Here is a 15,044-nt window from a genome sequence, read left to right as displayed (position 1 = left end):
CCCACAGGTCCCCGAGAACGCTCAGCCCTGTGGTAATCCTGTGGGAGCTGGCTTGCCGGCGATAGGGCCAAGACAGGCCAAGCATTTACCGGGCCTTGCGCCGGTAGGGAAACACATCAATCACCTTCCCCTCACGAATCGCTGCCTGCAGCCCCTTCCAGTAATCCGCGTCATACAACTCCCCGTGCAAGCGGCTGAACAACCGCCGCTGGCCAATATCGGCAAACAGGAACGGCGGAAACTCTTCGGGGAACACGTCATGCGGCCCGATCGAGTACCACGGCTCGCCCGACATCTCGTCTTCGGGGTAACGCGGTGGCGGAATGTGGCGGAAGTTCACTTCGGTCAGGAAGCTGATCTCGTCATAGTCGTAAAACACCACCCGGCCATGGCGGGTAACGCCAAAGTTCTTCAGCAACATGTCGCCGGGGAAAATGTTAGCCGCCGCCAGTTGCTTGATGGCCAGGCCGTAATCCTCCAGCGCCTCCAGCACCTGGCCTTCGCTGGCATGCTCCAGGTACAGGTTCAACGGCGTCATGCGCCGCTCGGTCCAGCAGTGGCGGATCAGTACCGTGTCACCCTCCAAAACCACCGTCGACGGTGCTACCTCCAGCAGTTCGGCCAGGCACTCGGGCGCGAACTTGCCCCGTGGGAAGCGAAAATCGGCAAACTCCTGGGTATCGGCCAGGCGCCCCACGCGGTCGACGCTTTTCACCAGCCGGTACTTGTCGATCACCGTGGCGCGGTCGACGGTTTTAGACGGCGAGAAGCGGTCCTTGATGATCTTGAACACGGTGTTGAAGCCCGGCAGGGTAAACACGCTCATGACCATGCCGCGCACCCCAGGCGCCATGACGAAGCGGTCTTCGCTGCCGGCCAGGTGGTTGATCAGCGCCCGGTAGAACTCCGACTTGCCGTGCTTGTAGAAACCGATGGAGGTGTACAGCTCGGCAATGTGCTTGCCCGGCAAGATGCGCTTGAGGAAGTTGACGAACTCTGCCGGTACCGGCACATCGACCATGAAATAGGAGCGGGTGAAGGAAAAGATGATCGACACCTCGGCCTCGTCGGTGATCAGCCCATCGGCCTCGATACCATGCCCTTCGCGGTGCAGCAGCGGTATCACCAGCGGCCACTGCTCATCGCTGTTGTACAACCGGCCGACCAGGTAGGCACCCTTGTTGCGGTACAGCACCGGCGAAAACAGCTCCACTGCCAGCATCGGGTCTTTGCACACCCAATCCGGCAGGCATTCGCGCAGTTGCTCCTCAAGGCGTGACACGTCGCTTTCAAGGTCGCCGTAGGCGAATGCATAGTCGGAAAGAATCGCCCGTAGCAGGCCTTGCAGATTGCCATCGGGGCGATAGGTGCAGGTTTGCGTGGCGCGCTGGTGGCTGCGGATGGACGGCCGGGTGGTGTGGATGAACATGCAGCCGTCGCTGATCTGGTCATGGCTGAACAGGCTGCAGAACAATGAGTTGTACCAGGTCTCTGACAGCTCATCGTCCAGGCGCGGGTCGATCAGGCGTATGTAGGCACTTTTAACCAGAGGCCACTGCTCGACCTCCAGCAGCACCTCGTCATCGAACGCATCACGCAACCAGCCGTTGACCTCACCGACCTTCTGTTCGTACAGGTTGATACGGGCAGCGGCTGCCCGTTGGCTATCTTGCCAACGCGCCTGCTCGAAGCGCTCGCGGGCGCCTAGGGTGATGCGGCGAAAATGCTCGCGATAGTCGTCGAAGCCATCGAGGATCATCCGGGCGATCTCGCCGGCAGGCCAGTGCTGGGTCATGCGGTGGGCCTCGGTGCAAAGATTGAGTACTGAGCTTAGCCGCCCTTGGGGTCATGGGTTAATGCCACACCTCGAAGGCCTGCATGGCCCTTGCAGGCCGCAATGGATTGCACCGCAAGAAAGCACAAGAATCCCCCCGCCCCCTGGCGTACACTCGCGCCCTGCCCTGTACCCGGAGACCGCCGTGAGCCCCATCGCCCTAGCCCGCCTGCTGACCCTTGCTGCCGTCTGGGGGGCGAGTTTCCTGTTCATGCGCATCATCGCCCCCGAGCTGGGCACGGTGCCGACCGCGTTCTTCCGGGTATCCATTGCCTGCCTGGGCTTGATCGGCATCGTCGCGGTCGCCCGCGTGCGTTGGGACTTCCAGGGCAAGCTGGGTGCCTGCCTGGTGCTGGGCATGATCAACTCCGGTATCCCCGCCACCTTCTATTCCGTTGCCGCTCAGGTATTGCCAGCCGGCTACTCGGCGATCTTCAACGCCACCACGCCACTGATGGGCGTGCTGATCGGCATGCTGTTCTTCCGCGAGCCCATGACCCTGCCCAAGTTGTGCGGCATCTTCCTGGGCCTGTTTGGCGTCGGCATCCTCAGCGGCGCCGGCCCGGTCGCGTTGGACATGGCCCTGCTGCAAGGCGCCCTCGCTTGCCTGGCGGCCACCACCTGCTACGGCTTTGCCGGCTTCCTTGCCCGCCGCTGGATCAGCGGCCTGGACAGCCGCCTTTCGGCGCTGGGCAGCATGCTCGGCGCCACCTTGCTGCTAAGCCCAGTGTTCGCCTGGAGCGCGCTGAGCCAGCCACCCGCCAGCTGGGGCGGCTGGCAGGTGTGGCTGTCGCTGCTGGGCCTGGGGCTGTTGTGCACGGCGTTCGCCTACATCCTTTACTTCCGCCTGCTGGAAGAAATCGGACCGGTAAAGGCCAGCACCGTGACCTTCCTCATTCCGGTGTTCGGTGTACTGTGGGGCGCCTGGCTGCTGGATGAGTCACTGTCGATGGGCCACCTGTATGGCGGTTTGCTGATTGGCATGGCACTGTGGCTGGTGCTGCGCCCGGCGCGCAGTTGAAGCGGGGCACACGATGAACAGCGCGTACAAGAAGGTCCTGTTCCGCCTGGAACAGGACGAGAACGGCTACCCACCGGCCTCGATCGAAGGCCTATGGGCCAAAGCCGTGGAAGGCGGCTATGCCGTCGACAACATCCCCTTCCATGTCTACGGCATTGCCCCGGGTGATGTGATAACCACCCGTGAAGAAAACGGCGAAACCTGGTTCGACGCACTGCGCTGCGGCAGCGGCAGCTCGGTATTCCGGGTGCTGGTAAAGCCACCGGAAACCCTGGACCAGGTATGCACGGCCTTGCAGGACTTCGGCTGCAAGTGCGAAACCGAGCAGGCCGTGAGAATGCTGGCCGTCGAAGTCCCGCCAGCGCGTTCACTCGACACCCTGCTCTACTACCTGCTCACCCAGCGCGAGGCCGGCCTGCTGGACTTCGAGGAAGGCGTATTGCGCCACGCCATCCCCGAAGAGTTCCGCTAGGACTTACGCCTCGGCCAAGCGCGCGGCGGGCTTGCGAAACACGAACAGCAGGCCCACCACGATCAACCCCATGCCCAGCAGGCTGAGCGGTGCCAGTCGGTTGCCGAAGATCAGGAAGTCCATCACTGCGGTCACCGCCGGCACCAGGTAGAACAGGCTGGTGACATTGACCAGGTTACCCTTGGCGATCAGCCGATACAGCAGCAACGTCGCCAGCAATGAAACCACCAGGCCCATCCACAGCAACGCGCCGACAAAGCCGCCGGCCCACTCGACATGCAGTGGTTGCAACGGTGCGAACAGCGCGCACATGGCAAAGCCGGCCAGGTACTGCAGCGGCAACGTGCCCATGGGGTTATCGGTGATGCGCTTTTGCAGGATCGAGCCCAGGGTCATACTGGCCAGCGCCAGCAGGGCAAACAGCATCCCCGCCAGCGAGACCCCTCCCAGGTTGATACCCTGGTACACCACCATGATCAGGCCAGCCAACCCCAGCCCCAGGCCGAACAAACGGCTCCATGAGCGCTGACGCTCCATCAGCACCACGGTAAGGATTGGTTGTACCCCCATGACCGTGGCCATGACGCCAGGGGTGACATGGGTGTTGAGCGCCAACAAGTAGAAGATCTGGTAGGCGCCGAGCAGCACGCACCCGGTACCCAAGGCGCGCAGAATCGCCCCTCGGCTGCGCGGCCAGCGCAGCCCCAGCAGCGGGCCGATCAGCAGCAGGCCCGCGAGGGCCAACGACGAGCGCAACAGCAGGAAGGCGAACGGGCTGGCGTGCGCCAGGCCCAGCTTGGAGACAATCGCCCCGCTGCTCCACAGCAGGACGAACAGGCTGGTCGTGGCCGCCGAGGCCACGGATGCTTTGGTAAAGACAGACATATATTGCCACCTGATAGTAGGCAGAAAAGCCAAACGGACGGCGTGCGCTTCAGCGGGGAAGTAGCCGACCGTGTTCAGTAGGTTGCGTGTGCGTAGGGGTTCGGCAACAAGCCGATCAGCCCAGCACGACCACACAAGGAGGCGGAGCTACGCCGCCTACAACGCCACTGACAGGTGGTGGGTAATGACTGATCATGACCGGCTGCTGGCTGCCACGCACGACCCTGCCCGCGACTGGCGCGAAGGCAAAGCTTGTGGTGGAAGGGGTGGCTGGCATGAACGGGGTCTTTGAGGAGGTGAATGCCTGGAATATAGCGTGGGATTCTTCGCGGGACAAGCCCGCTCCCACAAGAGCGCCATCGTCCTCGAAGGATGAGGAGAACCTGTGGGAGCGGGCTTGTCCCGCGAAGAGGACGGGTCAGACAACAAAAAATCAGAACAACCAGTGATACAGCAGGTACACCACCACCACTGCCAGCACCGGCCGCAGGATGCGGTAGGCCTTGGGGTTGGCGCGTTTGAACTGCTTCACACGGGTGCTGATTTTATTGCTGAAGCGCTTGCTCCAGGCATACGCCTGGTTGATCCCGCCCACGCGCTCGTCGTCGGTGTTCTGCGGCGCGGTGGCGCGGCCGAGGAAGGCACTGACCTTGCGGTTGATGCGGGTCATCAGCGGGCTGCTCAGCGGGCGCTCGATGTCGCAGAACAGGATCACCCGGGTGAAGTCGGTTTCGTTCTTCACCCAGTGCACGTAGGTTTCGTCGAACATCACGTCTTCGCCATCACGCCAGGCGTATTCCTGGCCATCGACGTAGATGCGGCAAGCATCGGAGTTCGGCGTGGACAGGCCCAGGTGGTAGCGCAGCGAGCCTGCAAACGGGTCGCGGTGCGGGTTCAGGTGGCTGCCGCCGGGCAACAGGGCAAACATTGCGCCCTTGACGTTGGGAATGCTGCTGACCAGCTCGACGGTGCGCGGGCACAGGGCTTCGGCCGAAGGCAACGGCTTGTCGTACCACTTCAGGTAAAACCGCTTCCAACCCTTCTTGAAGAACGAACCGAAGCCGGCATCGTTGTCCTTTTCGGCGGCGCGAATGTAGCCTTCATCGAACAGGCGCATGGCCTCTTCGCGGATTTCCTGCCAGTTGTCTTTCAGCACGTCCAGTTCAGGGAAGCGCTGACGGTCCAGGTAGGGCTTGGACGGCACGCCGGAGAACAGGTACATCAACGCGTTGTAGGGAGCGAACAGCGCCGAATGGTTGACGAACTGGCGCAACACCGGCAGGCGGGCCTTGCCGCGCAGGTGCACGAACAACACGCTGCCGAAAAACACCAGCAAGACACCCGCCTTGGCTGCAAAGGAAAAGGTCATGCTTTCACTCCTTGGGGAAGAGCCAGGGCTGCACCACCTGCTCTTCTGAAAATCATCCTGCCATCATAAACCGATCCCGCCGAGGTACAAACAACCCGGGCGGGATCGCATTCATGAAGATTGTGCAATAAACCACTCCGGCGATTATTGCGCCGGGTCAGCGGCAAGGTCGATTACTGCTGGTTTTCCTGCTCGCTGAACATGTCGCTGAACAACATGCTCGACAGGTAACGCTCGCCCGAATCAGGCAGGATTACGACGATGGTCTTACCCTGCATCTCCGGTTTTTCGGCCAGGCGTACGGCGGCGGCCATGGCTGCACCACAGGAAATCCCGCAGAGAATGCCCTCTTCCTGCATCAGGCGGATGGCCATGGCCTTGGACTCTTCATCGGTCACTGTCGCCACCTGATCGACAATCGACAGGTCGAGATTTTTCGGCACGAAGCCGGCGCCAATGCCCTGGATCTTGTGCGGGCTGGGCTTGAGTTCTTCGCCCGCCAGGGTCTGGGTGATCAACGGCGATGCCAAGGGCTCGACCGCCACCGACAGGATTGCCTTGCCCTGGGTGTGCTTGATGTAGCGCGACACACCGGTAATGGTGCCGCCCGTCCCCACGCCCGCCACCAGCACGTCGACGGCGCCATCGGTGTCGTTCCAGATTTCCGGCCCGGTGGTTTTTTCGTGGATGGCCGGGTTGGCCGGGTTTTCGAACTGACCCGGCAGGAAGTACTGGGCCGGGTCGGAGGCGACGATTTCGTTGGCCTTCTCGATCGCGCCTTTCATGCCTTTGGCCGGGTCGGTCAGCACCAGTTCGGCACCCAGCGCCTTCAACACCTTGCGGCGCTCCAGGCTCATGGAGGCAGGCATGGTCAGCATCAGCTTGTAGCCACGGGCGGCGGCGACGAAAGCCAGGCCGATACCGGTGTTGCCCGAGGTGGGCTCGACGATGGTCATGCCCGGTTTGAGCTTGCCGCTGCTCTCTGCGTCCCAGACCATGTTCGCGCCAATGCGGCATTTGACCGAATAACCCGGGTTGCGCCCTTCGATCTTGGCCAGAATAGTCACGCCACGCGGGGCGATGCGGTTGATCTGCACCAGCGGCGTGTTACCGATGGAATGGGCATTGTCTGCAAAGATACGGCTCATGGCAGGAGTCCTTGGCATGAAAACAGCACGGAAAGACCTCAAGGGTAAGCCCCGGCCGGTGGCCCGTAAAGCCTGTTCGAACTCGGCCGGGCGTGTTGCGGTCAACCGCACATCCCGCCTTGGAGACGCCCTGATGAGAGCCCGTTATCGCTGGCCGCTGATCGGCCTGGGCTGCCTGGTCGTGTTGCTGGCAGCCTTGCACTTTGCCCTGCCCTACCTGGTGCGCAACTACCTGAACGAAAAACTGGCCGACATGGGCGATTACCGCGGCCAGGTGGCCGACGTCGACCTGGCCTGGTGGCGCGGCGCTTACCAGATCAACGGCCTGAAGATCGTCAAGACCAGCGGCAAGGTGCCGGTACCGTTCCTCGACGCGCCACTGATCGACCTTTCGGTGAGTTGGCATTCGCTGTGGTACGACAAGGCCGTGGTGGCCGAAGTGACCTTTGTACGCCCAGAACTGAACTTCGTCGACGGTGGCAGCAAACAGGCGTCGCAGACCGGTCGGGGTACCGACTGGCGCCAGCAACTGGAAAAACTGCTGCCCATCACCCTCAATGACGTGCGCATCGACAACGGCGTACTGACGTTCCGCAACTTCAACTCCAAGCCACCGGTCGACCTCAAGGCCACTCAGTTGAACGCCAACATCCGCAACCTGACCAATGTTCGTGACCCCAAGGGCCGTCGCGATGCGAGTTTCGAAGGTACTGCACTCATCGCAGGCGATGCCAAGGTGGAAAGCCGTGCGACGTTCGACCCGTTCAGTGATTTCGATGACTTCGAATTCAGGCTTCGTGCTACCGGCATCGAACTGCGCAAGCTGAACGACTTCGCCAGCGCCTATGGCAAATTCGACTTCAACGCCGGGCACGGGGACGTAGTCATCGAGGCGCAGGCGGAAAACGGTCGGCTGAACGGCTACATAAAGCCGCTGCTGCGCGATGTCGATGTATTCGACTGGCAACAGGACGTCGAGGAAAAGGACAAGGGCTTCTTCCGCTCGGTGTGGGAGGCAGTGGTGGGGGCGACCGAAACGGTGCTGAAGAACCAGCCAAAAAACCAGTTCGCTACCCGGGTGGAACTCAGTGGCAGCGTGCGCAAGCAGGATGTCAGCGCGTTTGAGGCATTCCTGCAGATCCTGCGTAACGGGTTTATCCAGGCGTTCAATGCCCGCTACGAGCGCGGCGCGCCGGATTCCGACTGAGATTGCGTGACGGGGCATTCAGGGACTGAATACCCGGTCTGCGTTTCCAGCCGCGCAACCCCGCGTTATAGTCGGTAACAAATCGAAAACAGGTGTTGGGCCTTTCGCGGGCACGCCCGCTCCCACAGGTAACCCACAGCTCCAGGAATGTATGCAATACCTGTGGGAGCGGGCGTGCCCGCGAAGAGGCCCTGACAGGCATACGGCAGAGGACAGACCCATGAAGTTCGAAGGCACCCGCGACTACGTCGCCACAGACGACCTGAAACTGGCGGTAAACGCGGCCATCACCCTCGAACGCCCACTGCTGGTCAAGGGCGAGCCCGGCACCGGCAAGACCATGCTCGCCGAGCAGCTGGCGGCCTCGTTCGGTGCGCGGCTGATCACCTGGCACATCAAGTCCACCACCAAGGCCCACCAGGGCCTGTACGAGTACGATGCGGTCAGCCGTCTGCGTGACTCGCAGCTGGGCGTAGACAAGGTGCACGATGTGCGCAACTACCTGAAAAAAGGCAAGCTTTGGGAAGCTTTCGAGGCCGATGAGCGGGTCATCCTGCTGATCGACGAAATCGACAAGGCCGACATCGAATTCCCCAACGACCTGCTGCAAGAGTTGGACAAGATGGAGTTCTACGTCTATGAAATCGACGAGACCATCAAGGCCAGGCAGCGCCCGATCATCATCATTACCTCCAACAACGAAAAAGAGCTGCCGGACGCCTTCCTGCGCCGCTGCTTCTTCCATTACATCGCCTTCCCCGACCGCACCACGCTGCAGCAGATTGTCGACGTGCATTACCCGAACATCAGCCAGTCGCTGGTCAGCGAGGCGCTGGATGTGTTCTTCGACGTGCGCAAGGTGCCGGGCCTGAAGAAAAAACCGTCCACCTCCGAACTGGTCGACTGGCTCAAGCTGCTGATGGCCGACAACATTGGTGAAGCCGTACTGCGCGAACGCGACCCGACCAAGGCCATCCCGCCGCTGGCCGGCGCGCTGGTGAAAAACGAGCAGGACGTGCAACTGCTGGAACGCCTGGCCTTCATGAGCCGGCGCGGCAACCGCTGACAGGAGCCGGGCCATGCTGCTCAACCTGTTCAATGAAATGCGCGCGGCCAAGGTGCCGGTGTCGGTACGTGAGTTGCTGGACCTGCACCAGGCCCTGCAAAAGCACGTGGTGTTCGCCGACATGGACGCGTTCTACTACCTCGCCCGCGCCATCCTGGTGAAGGACGAACGCCATTTCGACAAGTTCGACCGGGCCTTCGCCGCCTACTTCAAGGGCCTGGAAAACCTCGACCGGCACATCGAGGCGCTAATCCCCGAAGACTGGCTGCGCAAGGAGTTCGAGCGTTCGCTCACGGATGAAGAGCGTGCGCAGATCCAGTCCCTGGGTGGCCTGGACAAGCTGATCGAGGAATTCAAGAAACGCCTTGAGGAGCAAAAGGAACGCCACGCCGGCGGCAACAAGTGGATCGGTACCGGCGGTACCAGCCCGTTTGGCTCGGGCGGTTTCAACCCCGAAGGCATCCGCGTGGGTGAGGCCGGTAAACGCCAGGGCAAGGCGGTAAAGGTGTGGGACCAGCGCGAGTACAAGAACCTCGACGACCAGGTGGAGCTCGGCACGCGCAACATCAAGCTGGCCCTGCGCCGGCTGCGCAAGTTTGCCCGCGAAGGCGCCGCCGAAGAGCTGGATATCGACGGCACCATCGACCATACCGCGCGGGACGCCGGCTTGCTGAACATCCAGATGCGCCCTGAACGGCGCAACACGGTAAAGCTGCTGTTGTTGTTCGACATCGGCGGCTCGATGGACGCCCACATCAAGGTCTGCGAAGAGCTGTTTTCGGCCTGCAAGACCGAGTTCAAGCACCTGGAGTACTACTACTTCCACAACTGCGTGTACGAGTCGGTGTGGAAGAACAACCTGCGTCGCACCTCTGAGCGCTATTCCACCTTCGACCTGCTGCACAAGTATGGCGACGACTACAAAGTGGTATTTGTCGGCGATGCGGCCATGGCGCCCTATGAAATCACCCAGCCGGGTGGCAGCGTGGAGCACTGGAACGAAGAGGCCGGGTATGTGTGGCTGCAGCGCTTCATGGAGAAATTCAAGAAGATCATCTGGATCAACCCGTACCCCAAGCAGGCCTGGGACTACACCGCCTCGACCCACCTGGTGCGGGACCTGATCGAAGACAAGATGTACCCGCTGACCTTGCAGGGGCTGGAAGAAGGGATGCGCTACCTGTCCAAGTGATGTTGCCTGTGCCGGCCCTTCGCGGGCTCGCCCGCTCCCACAGGTACCCCACAGATCCTGAGGTGTGTGGAATACCTGTGTGCGGGCAAGCCCGCGAAGGGGCCGGCAGTGTCACCGCCAACGGTCCAGGTATAGCTCCTGCTCCCGCCAGGCCTCATCCTGCACCACCGCCCTGAAGCGCACCACCGCCCCCGGCATGCACTGCGCCAGTTGCGCCAGCGCCAACGGCGTCAACGCCCCAAGCCGCGGATACCCGCCTATGGTCTGCCGATCATTGAGCAACACAATCGGCTGCCCATCCGGCGGCACCTGCACCGCCCCCAGCGGTATCCCTTCAGAAATCATCGGCGCCCCCTGGTAAACCAGCTGCGGCCCCAACAGGCGGATGCCCATGCGGTCAGCCCGGCTGTCCAGCGTCCACTCCCGGTTGAAGGCTTCGAACAGGCTGGTACCACTGAAATCACCGATCTGTGCGCCTATCACCAGGTCGAGCACTGGCTTTTCTGCGTACTGCGGGCGCAGCGCTTGCGGCACCTCGCGCGGGGTTGCATGGCTACTGGTGAACGCCAGTGCCTGGGCCTCAACCAGCGCAGCACCCTGACCATCGATGCCACCCAGCGCTTCACGTACCACCGTGGCACAGCTGCCCAGTACATCCTCCCCCTGAAACCCGCCCGGTGCCGCCAGGTAAGCCCGCACACCCTGCTTTGGCTGCTTCAGGGTCAAGCGCTGCCCTTTGCTCAAGGCAAAGCTGCGCCAGGGCACGACGGGCTGATCATCGACGCGCGCGTCCAGGTCGGCACCGGCCAGGGCCAGCACACAATCCTGTTCGGCCACCACGCTAAAGCCCCCCAACGCCACCTCGACCACCGGCGCCTCCAACGGGTTGCCCAGCAACCAGTTGGCCCAGCGCATCGCCACCCAGTCCAGTGCCCCGCCCTGGGTCACGCCCAAGTGACGCACGCCAAAACGGCCAGCATCCTGCAACTGGCACAGCGGCGTGCTGGCTTCGATCTTCAATTGCTTCATCCTTGTGCCTCCACATCGCCGCCCAACGCCAGGAACTCGCTGCGCGAAACCGGCACGAAACGCACCCGGTCGCCGGGTTGCAACAGGCTGTAGCCGTCACGCTCACGGTCGAACAGGCGCACCGGCGTGCGCCCGATCAGGTTCCAGCCACCTGGGGATACTGCCGGATACGCCGCCGTCTGGCGCTCGGCGATGCCCACGCTACCCGCCGCCACCCGCTTGCGCGGGGTGCTCAGACGCGGACTGGCCAGGCGTTCGTCGACCAGGCCCATAAAGCCGAAACCGGGGGCGAAGCCCAAGGCGAACACAGGATAATCACGTGCGCAATGCAAGCGCACAACCTCGGCTTCACTCATGCCGCTGCGCGCCGCCAGCACAGGCAGTTCAGGGCCCACGCTGGGGTCGTACCACACCGGGATCTCGTGGCGCCGGCCGCCTCTGCCGGTGTCTGGCTGCAAACCCTCCAGCGCCTGCGTGATCAGCGCCCTCGCCCCACCTGGCGGCAGGTCGAACTGCACCATCAGCGTGGTGTAGGACGGCACCAGATCCAGCAGGTGCTCGCCGAACACGGCGCTCAGGCGCTGGCTGGCGGCGAGCATCCACGGCATGTTGGCCTCGTCGATACGGTCGAACAGGCGCACCATCAGGCTGTCGATGGCGACCACTTCAATACGCGCCTTCATTGCGACTCCAGAGCATCGAGGGCTTGGCGTATCTGCCTCACCGCTGCCACCGAACTGTCGTTGTCGCCATGTACGCAAAGCGTGCTGGCCTGCAGGCGCAGGGCACTGCCATCGTCCGCCATCAGCGCGTCGCCACGGGCCAGGCGCACTGCCTGCTCCACCACCCGCGCCGGGTCGTGATGCACTGCCCCAGGCAAGCGGCGCGACACCAGGTGGCCGCTGGCGGTGTAGGCGCGGTCGGCGAAGGCCTCGAACCACAACGGCACGCCAATTTCATCGCCCAGGGCCTGGGCGGCGCGGTTGTCAGCGGTGGCCATCAACATCAATGGCAAGGTGCTGTCGTAGGCCGCCACGGCCTCCAGCACGGTACGCAGCTTTAGCGGGTCGGCCATCATGTCGTTGTACAGCGCGCCATGGGGCTTCACATAGGCCACGCGGCCACCCAGCACTTTGCAGATGCCGTCCAGCGCGCCGATCTGGTAATGCAGCAGGTCGCGGATTTCCTCGGGGCTGCAGGCCATGGAGCGGCGGCCGAAGCCGACCAGGTCCGGGTAGGCCGGGTGCGCGCCAATGGTCACCCCATGCGCCAGCGCCAGCGCCACGGTGCGGCGCATGATGCCGGGGTCGCCGGCGTGGTAGCCACAGGCGATGTTGGCGCAGTCGATGTAGGGCATTACCTCGGCGTCCAGGCCCATGCGCCAGCTGCCGAAACTCTCACCCATGTCGCAATTGAGTAGCAGGCGTTCCACCACGCGGTCTCCCTTGTTGTTGTTCACAGGCTTACCTTACCGCGCCTGCAGCTGTTTGCCGCGTGTTTCCGGCAGGCTCAAGGCCGCCACGATCACAATGCCGTAGGACACGGCAGCGAACATGCCGATACCCAGGCCCAGTGGCACGTTCTGGCCGAGCATACCGATCAGCAACGGGAACAGAGCCGCAATGACCTTACCGATGTTGTAGCAAAAGCCCTGCCCCGAACCGCGAATGCGCGTAGGAAACAGCTCGGTCAGAAACGCGCCCATGCCGCTGAAGATGCCCGAGGCGAAGAAGCCCAACGGGAAGCCCAGCCACAGCATCACGCCATCGCTGACCGGCAGCTGCGTGTACAGCAGCACGATCACGAACGAGCCCACGGCGAACAGGATGAAGTTCTTCTTGCGCCCCAGCAGGTCGGACAAGTAAGCGCTGACCACATAGCCCACGTACGAACCCACGATCACCATGGCCAGGTAGCCACCCGTGCCCAGCACGCTTAGGCCGCGCTCGTTCTTGAGGAAGGTCGGCAGCCACGAGGTGATGGCGTAGTAGCCGCCCAATGCGCCAGTGGTCAACAGGGACGCACGCACAGTGGTCCACAGCATGCCCGGGGCGAAGATTTCGTAGAAGTGCGAAGGTGCCTCGGCGGTCTCCACTGCCTTGGCCTGGCGATACACTTCAGGGTCTTTGACCAGGCGCCGAACGAAGATCACGAAGATCGCCGGCACCAGCCCCAACAGGAACAGTGCACGCCAGGCCTGCTCTGGCGGCAGCCAGGAGAACAGCAGTGCGTAGAGAATCGCCGTGAGGCCCCAGCCGATGGCCCAGCCGGACTGCACCATGCCCACTGCCTTGCCGCGGTCCTGTGCGCGGATTACCTCGCCAATCAGCACTGCACCAGCGGTCCATTCACCGCCGAAGCCAAAGCCCATCAGCGTGCGGGCGATAAGCAGCTGTTCGTAGTTCTGGGCGAAGCCGCACAGGAAGGTGAAAAAGGCGAACCACAATACCGTCAGTTGCAAGGTGCGCACCCGGCCGATGCGGTCGGAGAGGATACCGGCGACCCAGCCCCCCACGGCCGAGGCGATCAAGGTGCTGGTATGGATCAATCCGGCTTCGGTGGTGGTGATGCCCCACAGCATGATCAGCGTGGGGATGACAAAACTGAGCATCTGGGTGTCCATGCCGTCCAGGCCATAGCCGATCTTGCAACTCCAGAAGGTGCGCCGTTGCTGTTTGTCGATGTCGCGGTACCAGGCGAAAGGCCCGGACGAAGAAGGTGAGCTGACCTGCTGCTGCACGCCGGTGGGGTTCATGGATGCCTCGGCTTGTTGGTATTGTTTTATGGGCGACATGAAGCGTCGCGGCCTGGGCACCATTGTTCAAAGGCCACGCCGCCTGCGTCCAACGAGAAAAACCGCCGGTCTGGAACAAGAAAAACTGATCATGAACCTTCGCTTCCTCGAAACCTTCGTCTGGGTCGCCCGGCTCAAAAGCTTCCGCCTGACGGCAGAAAAGCTGTTCACCACCCAAGCCTCGGTATCCAGCCGCATTGCCGCGCTGGAGGCAGACCTGGGCGTGAAGCTGTTGCTGCGTGACTCACGTGGGGTCAGCCTGACCCCGGAAGGCGGCAAGGTGCTGGAGTATGCCGAGCGCATGCTGGATACCGCCAAAGCCATGAAGCAGTCGCTGGACAGCGACCGGGCCAAGGTCGGGCGCATTCGCATCGGCGTGATGGACACGGTGATCCACACCTGGATGAGTGCGCTGGTGGCAGAGCTGACCGAGCGCTACCCGCAGGTCGAAATCGAGCTGGTGGCCGACACCGCGCTGAACTTGCGCGAGCAGCTGCAGAAAGGCTTTCTCGACGTGATTTTGCAGACCGACCTGCTGCGCGAGCAGTCGATTCGCAGCCTCGACCTGGCGCGCTACCCCATGGGCTGGGTGGTGGCGGCTGGCTCGCACCAGCACCGGGACTATGCGTCGCTGGCCGAGCTTGGGCGCGAGCGCATCATCACCTTCTCGAAGAATTCACGGCCGCACCAGGAGGTGCTGAGCTTGCTGCAGGCTGCGGGGGCGCAGACGCCGCGGTTGAATTGCGTGAACTCGGTGGCGGCGATCACTCGGCTGTTGCGCGACGGTTTTGGCATTGGCGCATTGCCGCCGGCGCTGGTGGATGCCGAGTTGGGTCGGGGCGAGCTGGTGTTGCTGCAAGGCCTGCAACCGCCACCAAGCCTGGAACTGGTGGTGGCGTGGCAGACAGGGGTGGCGTTGGTCGCTGAAGTGGTCGGGGTGTGCCGACAGGTGCTGGAGCGGTATGCGCGGGATGTGGGTGGGCAGCGGATAGCACTCATCTGACCGGCTAACGCGGTCTTTGTGGGA

General features: G+C 62.7%; 14 protein-coding genes. 6 read left to right on the top strand and 8 right to left on the bottom strand.

Features of this window, described 5'->3' with window-relative positions; translation table 11 throughout:
• Window positions 1-85: 85 nt before the first annotated feature.
• Window positions 86-1,795: a bifunctional isocitrate dehydrogenase kinase/phosphatase gene (aceK, locus tag LU684_RS20130; RefSeq protein WP_210668655.1), complete on the bottom strand. Its 1,710-nt coding sequence runs from the start codon at window positions 1,793-1,795 to the stop codon at window positions 86-88.
• A gap of 184 nt (window positions 1,796-1,979) precedes the next feature.
• Here aceK and LU684_RS20125 point away from each other — a divergent pair, with 184 nt between their 5' ends.
• Together LU684_RS20125 and LU684_RS20120 are read left to right on the top strand one after the other, a co-directional pair.
• Complete coding sequence (locus tag LU684_RS20125; protein ID WP_016488578.1) at window positions 1,980-2,855, top strand: DMT family transporter; 876 nt, start codon at window positions 1,980-1,982, stop codon at window positions 2,853-2,855.
• 13 nt (window positions 2,856-2,868) lie between these two features.
• Window positions 2,869-3,327, top strand: a complete 459-nt coding sequence (locus LU684_RS20120; protein ID WP_232894970.1) for a DUF4265 domain-containing protein — start codon at window positions 2,869-2,871, stop codon at window positions 3,325-3,327.
• 3 nt (window positions 3,328-3,330) lie between these two features.
• Here the strand turns inward: LU684_RS20120 and LU684_RS20115 are convergent, their stop codons facing one another.
• The 3 genes from LU684_RS20115 to cysK all read right to left on the bottom strand — a co-directional run bounded on the left by LU684_RS20115 (window position 3,331) and on the right by cysK (window position 6,729).
• Window positions 3,331-4,212, bottom strand: coding sequence for a DMT family transporter (locus tag LU684_RS20115; RefSeq protein ID WP_016488580.1), 882 nt, complete (start codon window positions 4,210-4,212; stop codon window positions 3,331-3,333).
• 433 nt (window positions 4,213-4,645) lie between these two features.
• Window positions 4,646-5,581, bottom strand: a complete 936-nt coding sequence (locus LU684_RS20110) for an aspartyl/asparaginyl beta-hydroxylase domain-containing protein (protein WP_016488582.1) — start codon at window positions 5,579-5,581, stop codon at window positions 4,646-4,648.
• 173 nt (window positions 5,582-5,754) lie between these two features.
• A complete protein-coding gene (gene cysK, locus LU684_RS20105; RefSeq protein WP_016488583.1) occupies window positions 5,755-6,729 on the bottom strand; it encodes a cysteine synthase A in 975 nt (324 codons plus the stop codon).
• 133 nt (window positions 6,730-6,862) lie between these two features.
• On the opposite strand from cysK, the gene LU684_RS20100 reads away from it, so the two are divergent.
• The 3 genes from LU684_RS20100 to LU684_RS20090 all read left to right on the top strand — a co-directional run bounded on the left by LU684_RS20100 (window position 6,863) and on the right by LU684_RS20090 (window position 10,194).
• Window positions 6,863-7,936 (top strand): DUF748 domain-containing protein, encoded by a 1,074-nt coding sequence (locus tag LU684_RS20100; RefSeq protein ID WP_016488584.1) that lies wholly within the window; start codon window positions 6,863-6,865, stop codon window positions 7,934-7,936.
• A gap of 220 nt (window positions 7,937-8,156) precedes the next feature.
• Complete coding sequence (locus LU684_RS20095) at window positions 8,157-9,002, top strand: AAA family ATPase (RefSeq protein ID WP_016488585.1); 846 nt, start codon at window positions 8,157-8,159, stop codon at window positions 9,000-9,002.
• Window positions 9,003-9,015: 13 nt separating this feature from the next.
• Window positions 9,016-10,194, top strand: coding sequence for a vWA domain-containing protein (locus LU684_RS20090; RefSeq protein ID WP_016488586.1), 1,179 nt, complete (start codon window positions 9,016-9,018; stop codon window positions 10,192-10,194).
• A 111-nt stretch (window positions 10,195-10,305) separates the two neighbouring features.
• Here LU684_RS20090 and LU684_RS20085 read toward each other — a convergent pair whose 3' ends face one another.
• Genes LU684_RS20085 through LU684_RS20070 form a run of 4 tightly spaced genes read right to left on the bottom strand, consistent with a single transcriptional unit; the run spans window position 10,306 to window position 13,978 of the window.
• Window positions 10,306-11,223, bottom strand: a complete 918-nt coding sequence (locus LU684_RS20085) for a biotin-dependent carboxyltransferase family protein (protein ID WP_232894969.1) — start codon at window positions 11,221-11,223, stop codon at window positions 10,306-10,308.
• Window positions 11,220-11,906: a 5-oxoprolinase subunit PxpB gene (gene pxpB / locus LU684_RS20080; RefSeq protein ID WP_096426630.1), complete on the bottom strand. Its 687-nt coding sequence runs from the start codon at window positions 11,904-11,906 to the stop codon at window positions 11,220-11,222. Before pxpB ends, LU684_RS20085 begins: the two co-directional genes overlap by 4 nt.
• Window positions 11,903-12,682, bottom strand: coding sequence for a 5-oxoprolinase subunit PxpA (locus LU684_RS20075; protein WP_016488589.1), 780 nt, complete (start codon window positions 12,680-12,682; stop codon window positions 11,903-11,905). The genes pxpB and LU684_RS20075 overlap by 4 nt, the downstream gene beginning before the upstream one ends.
• Window positions 12,683-12,691: 9 nt before the next feature.
• Window positions 12,692-13,978, bottom strand: coding sequence for an MFS transporter (locus LU684_RS20070; protein WP_023048404.1), 1,287 nt, complete (start codon window positions 13,976-13,978; stop codon window positions 12,692-12,694).
• 130 nt (window positions 13,979-14,108) lie between these two features.
• Between LU684_RS20070 and LU684_RS20065 the strand changes: the two genes are divergently transcribed.
• Window positions 14,109-15,020 carry a LysR family transcriptional regulator gene (locus LU684_RS20065; RefSeq protein ID WP_232894968.1) on the top strand — a complete coding sequence of 304 codons (912 nt, stop codon included), beginning with the start codon at window positions 14,109-14,111 and terminating at the stop codon, window positions 15,018-15,020.
• Window positions 15,021-15,044 lie beyond the last annotated feature (24 nt).

This window comes from Pseudomonas sp. NMI542_15, from assembly GCF_021283425.1.
Classification (GTDB): Bacteria; Pseudomonadota; Gammaproteobacteria; order Pseudomonadales; family Pseudomonadaceae; genus Aquipseudomonas; species Aquipseudomonas fortuita.
This window is presented reverse-complemented; position numbering and strand designations above follow the sequence as displayed.

Coding starts and splice junctions, on each gene's coding strand:
- LU684_RS20095 (WP_016488585.1), top strand. CDS start 8,157: ATGAAGTTCGAAGGCACCCGCGACTACGTCGCCACAGACGACCTGAAA.
- aceK (WP_210668655.1), bottom strand. CDS start 1,795: ATGACCCAGCACTGGCCTGCCGGCGAGATCGCCCGGATGATCCTCGAT.
- LU684_RS20115 (WP_016488580.1), bottom strand. CDS start 4,212: ATGTCTGTCTTTACCAAAGCATCCGTGGCCTCGGCGGCCACGACCAGC.
- LU684_RS20120 (WP_232894970.1), top strand. CDS start 2,869: ATGAACAGCGCGTACAAGAAGGTCCTGTTCCGCCTGGAACAGGACGAG.
- LU684_RS20065 (WP_232894968.1), top strand. CDS start 14,109: ATGAACCTTCGCTTCCTCGAAACCTTCGTCTGGGTCGCCCGGCTCAAA.
- LU684_RS20110 (WP_016488582.1), bottom strand. CDS start 5,581: ATGACCTTTTCCTTTGCAGCCAAGGCGGGTGTCTTGCTGGTGTTTTTC.
- LU684_RS20090 (WP_016488586.1), top strand. CDS start 9,016: ATGCTGCTCAACCTGTTCAATGAAATGCGCGCGGCCAAGGTGCCGGTG.
- LU684_RS20070 (WP_023048404.1), bottom strand. CDS start 13,978: ATGAACCCCACCGGCGTGCAGCAGCAGGTCAGCTCACCTTCTTCGTCC.
- LU684_RS20100 (WP_016488584.1), top strand. CDS start 6,863: ATGAGAGCCCGTTATCGCTGGCCGCTGATCGGCCTGGGCTGCCTGGTC.
- cysK (WP_016488583.1), bottom strand. CDS start 6,729: ATGAGCCGTATCTTTGCAGACAATGCCCATTCCATCGGTAACACGCCG.
- LU684_RS20085 (WP_232894969.1), bottom strand. CDS start 11,223: ATGAAGCAATTGAAGATCGAAGCCAGCACGCCGCTGTGCCAGTTGCAG.
- pxpB (WP_096426630.1), bottom strand. CDS start 11,906: ATGAAGGCGCGTATTGAAGTGGTCGCCATCGACAGCCTGATGGTGCGC.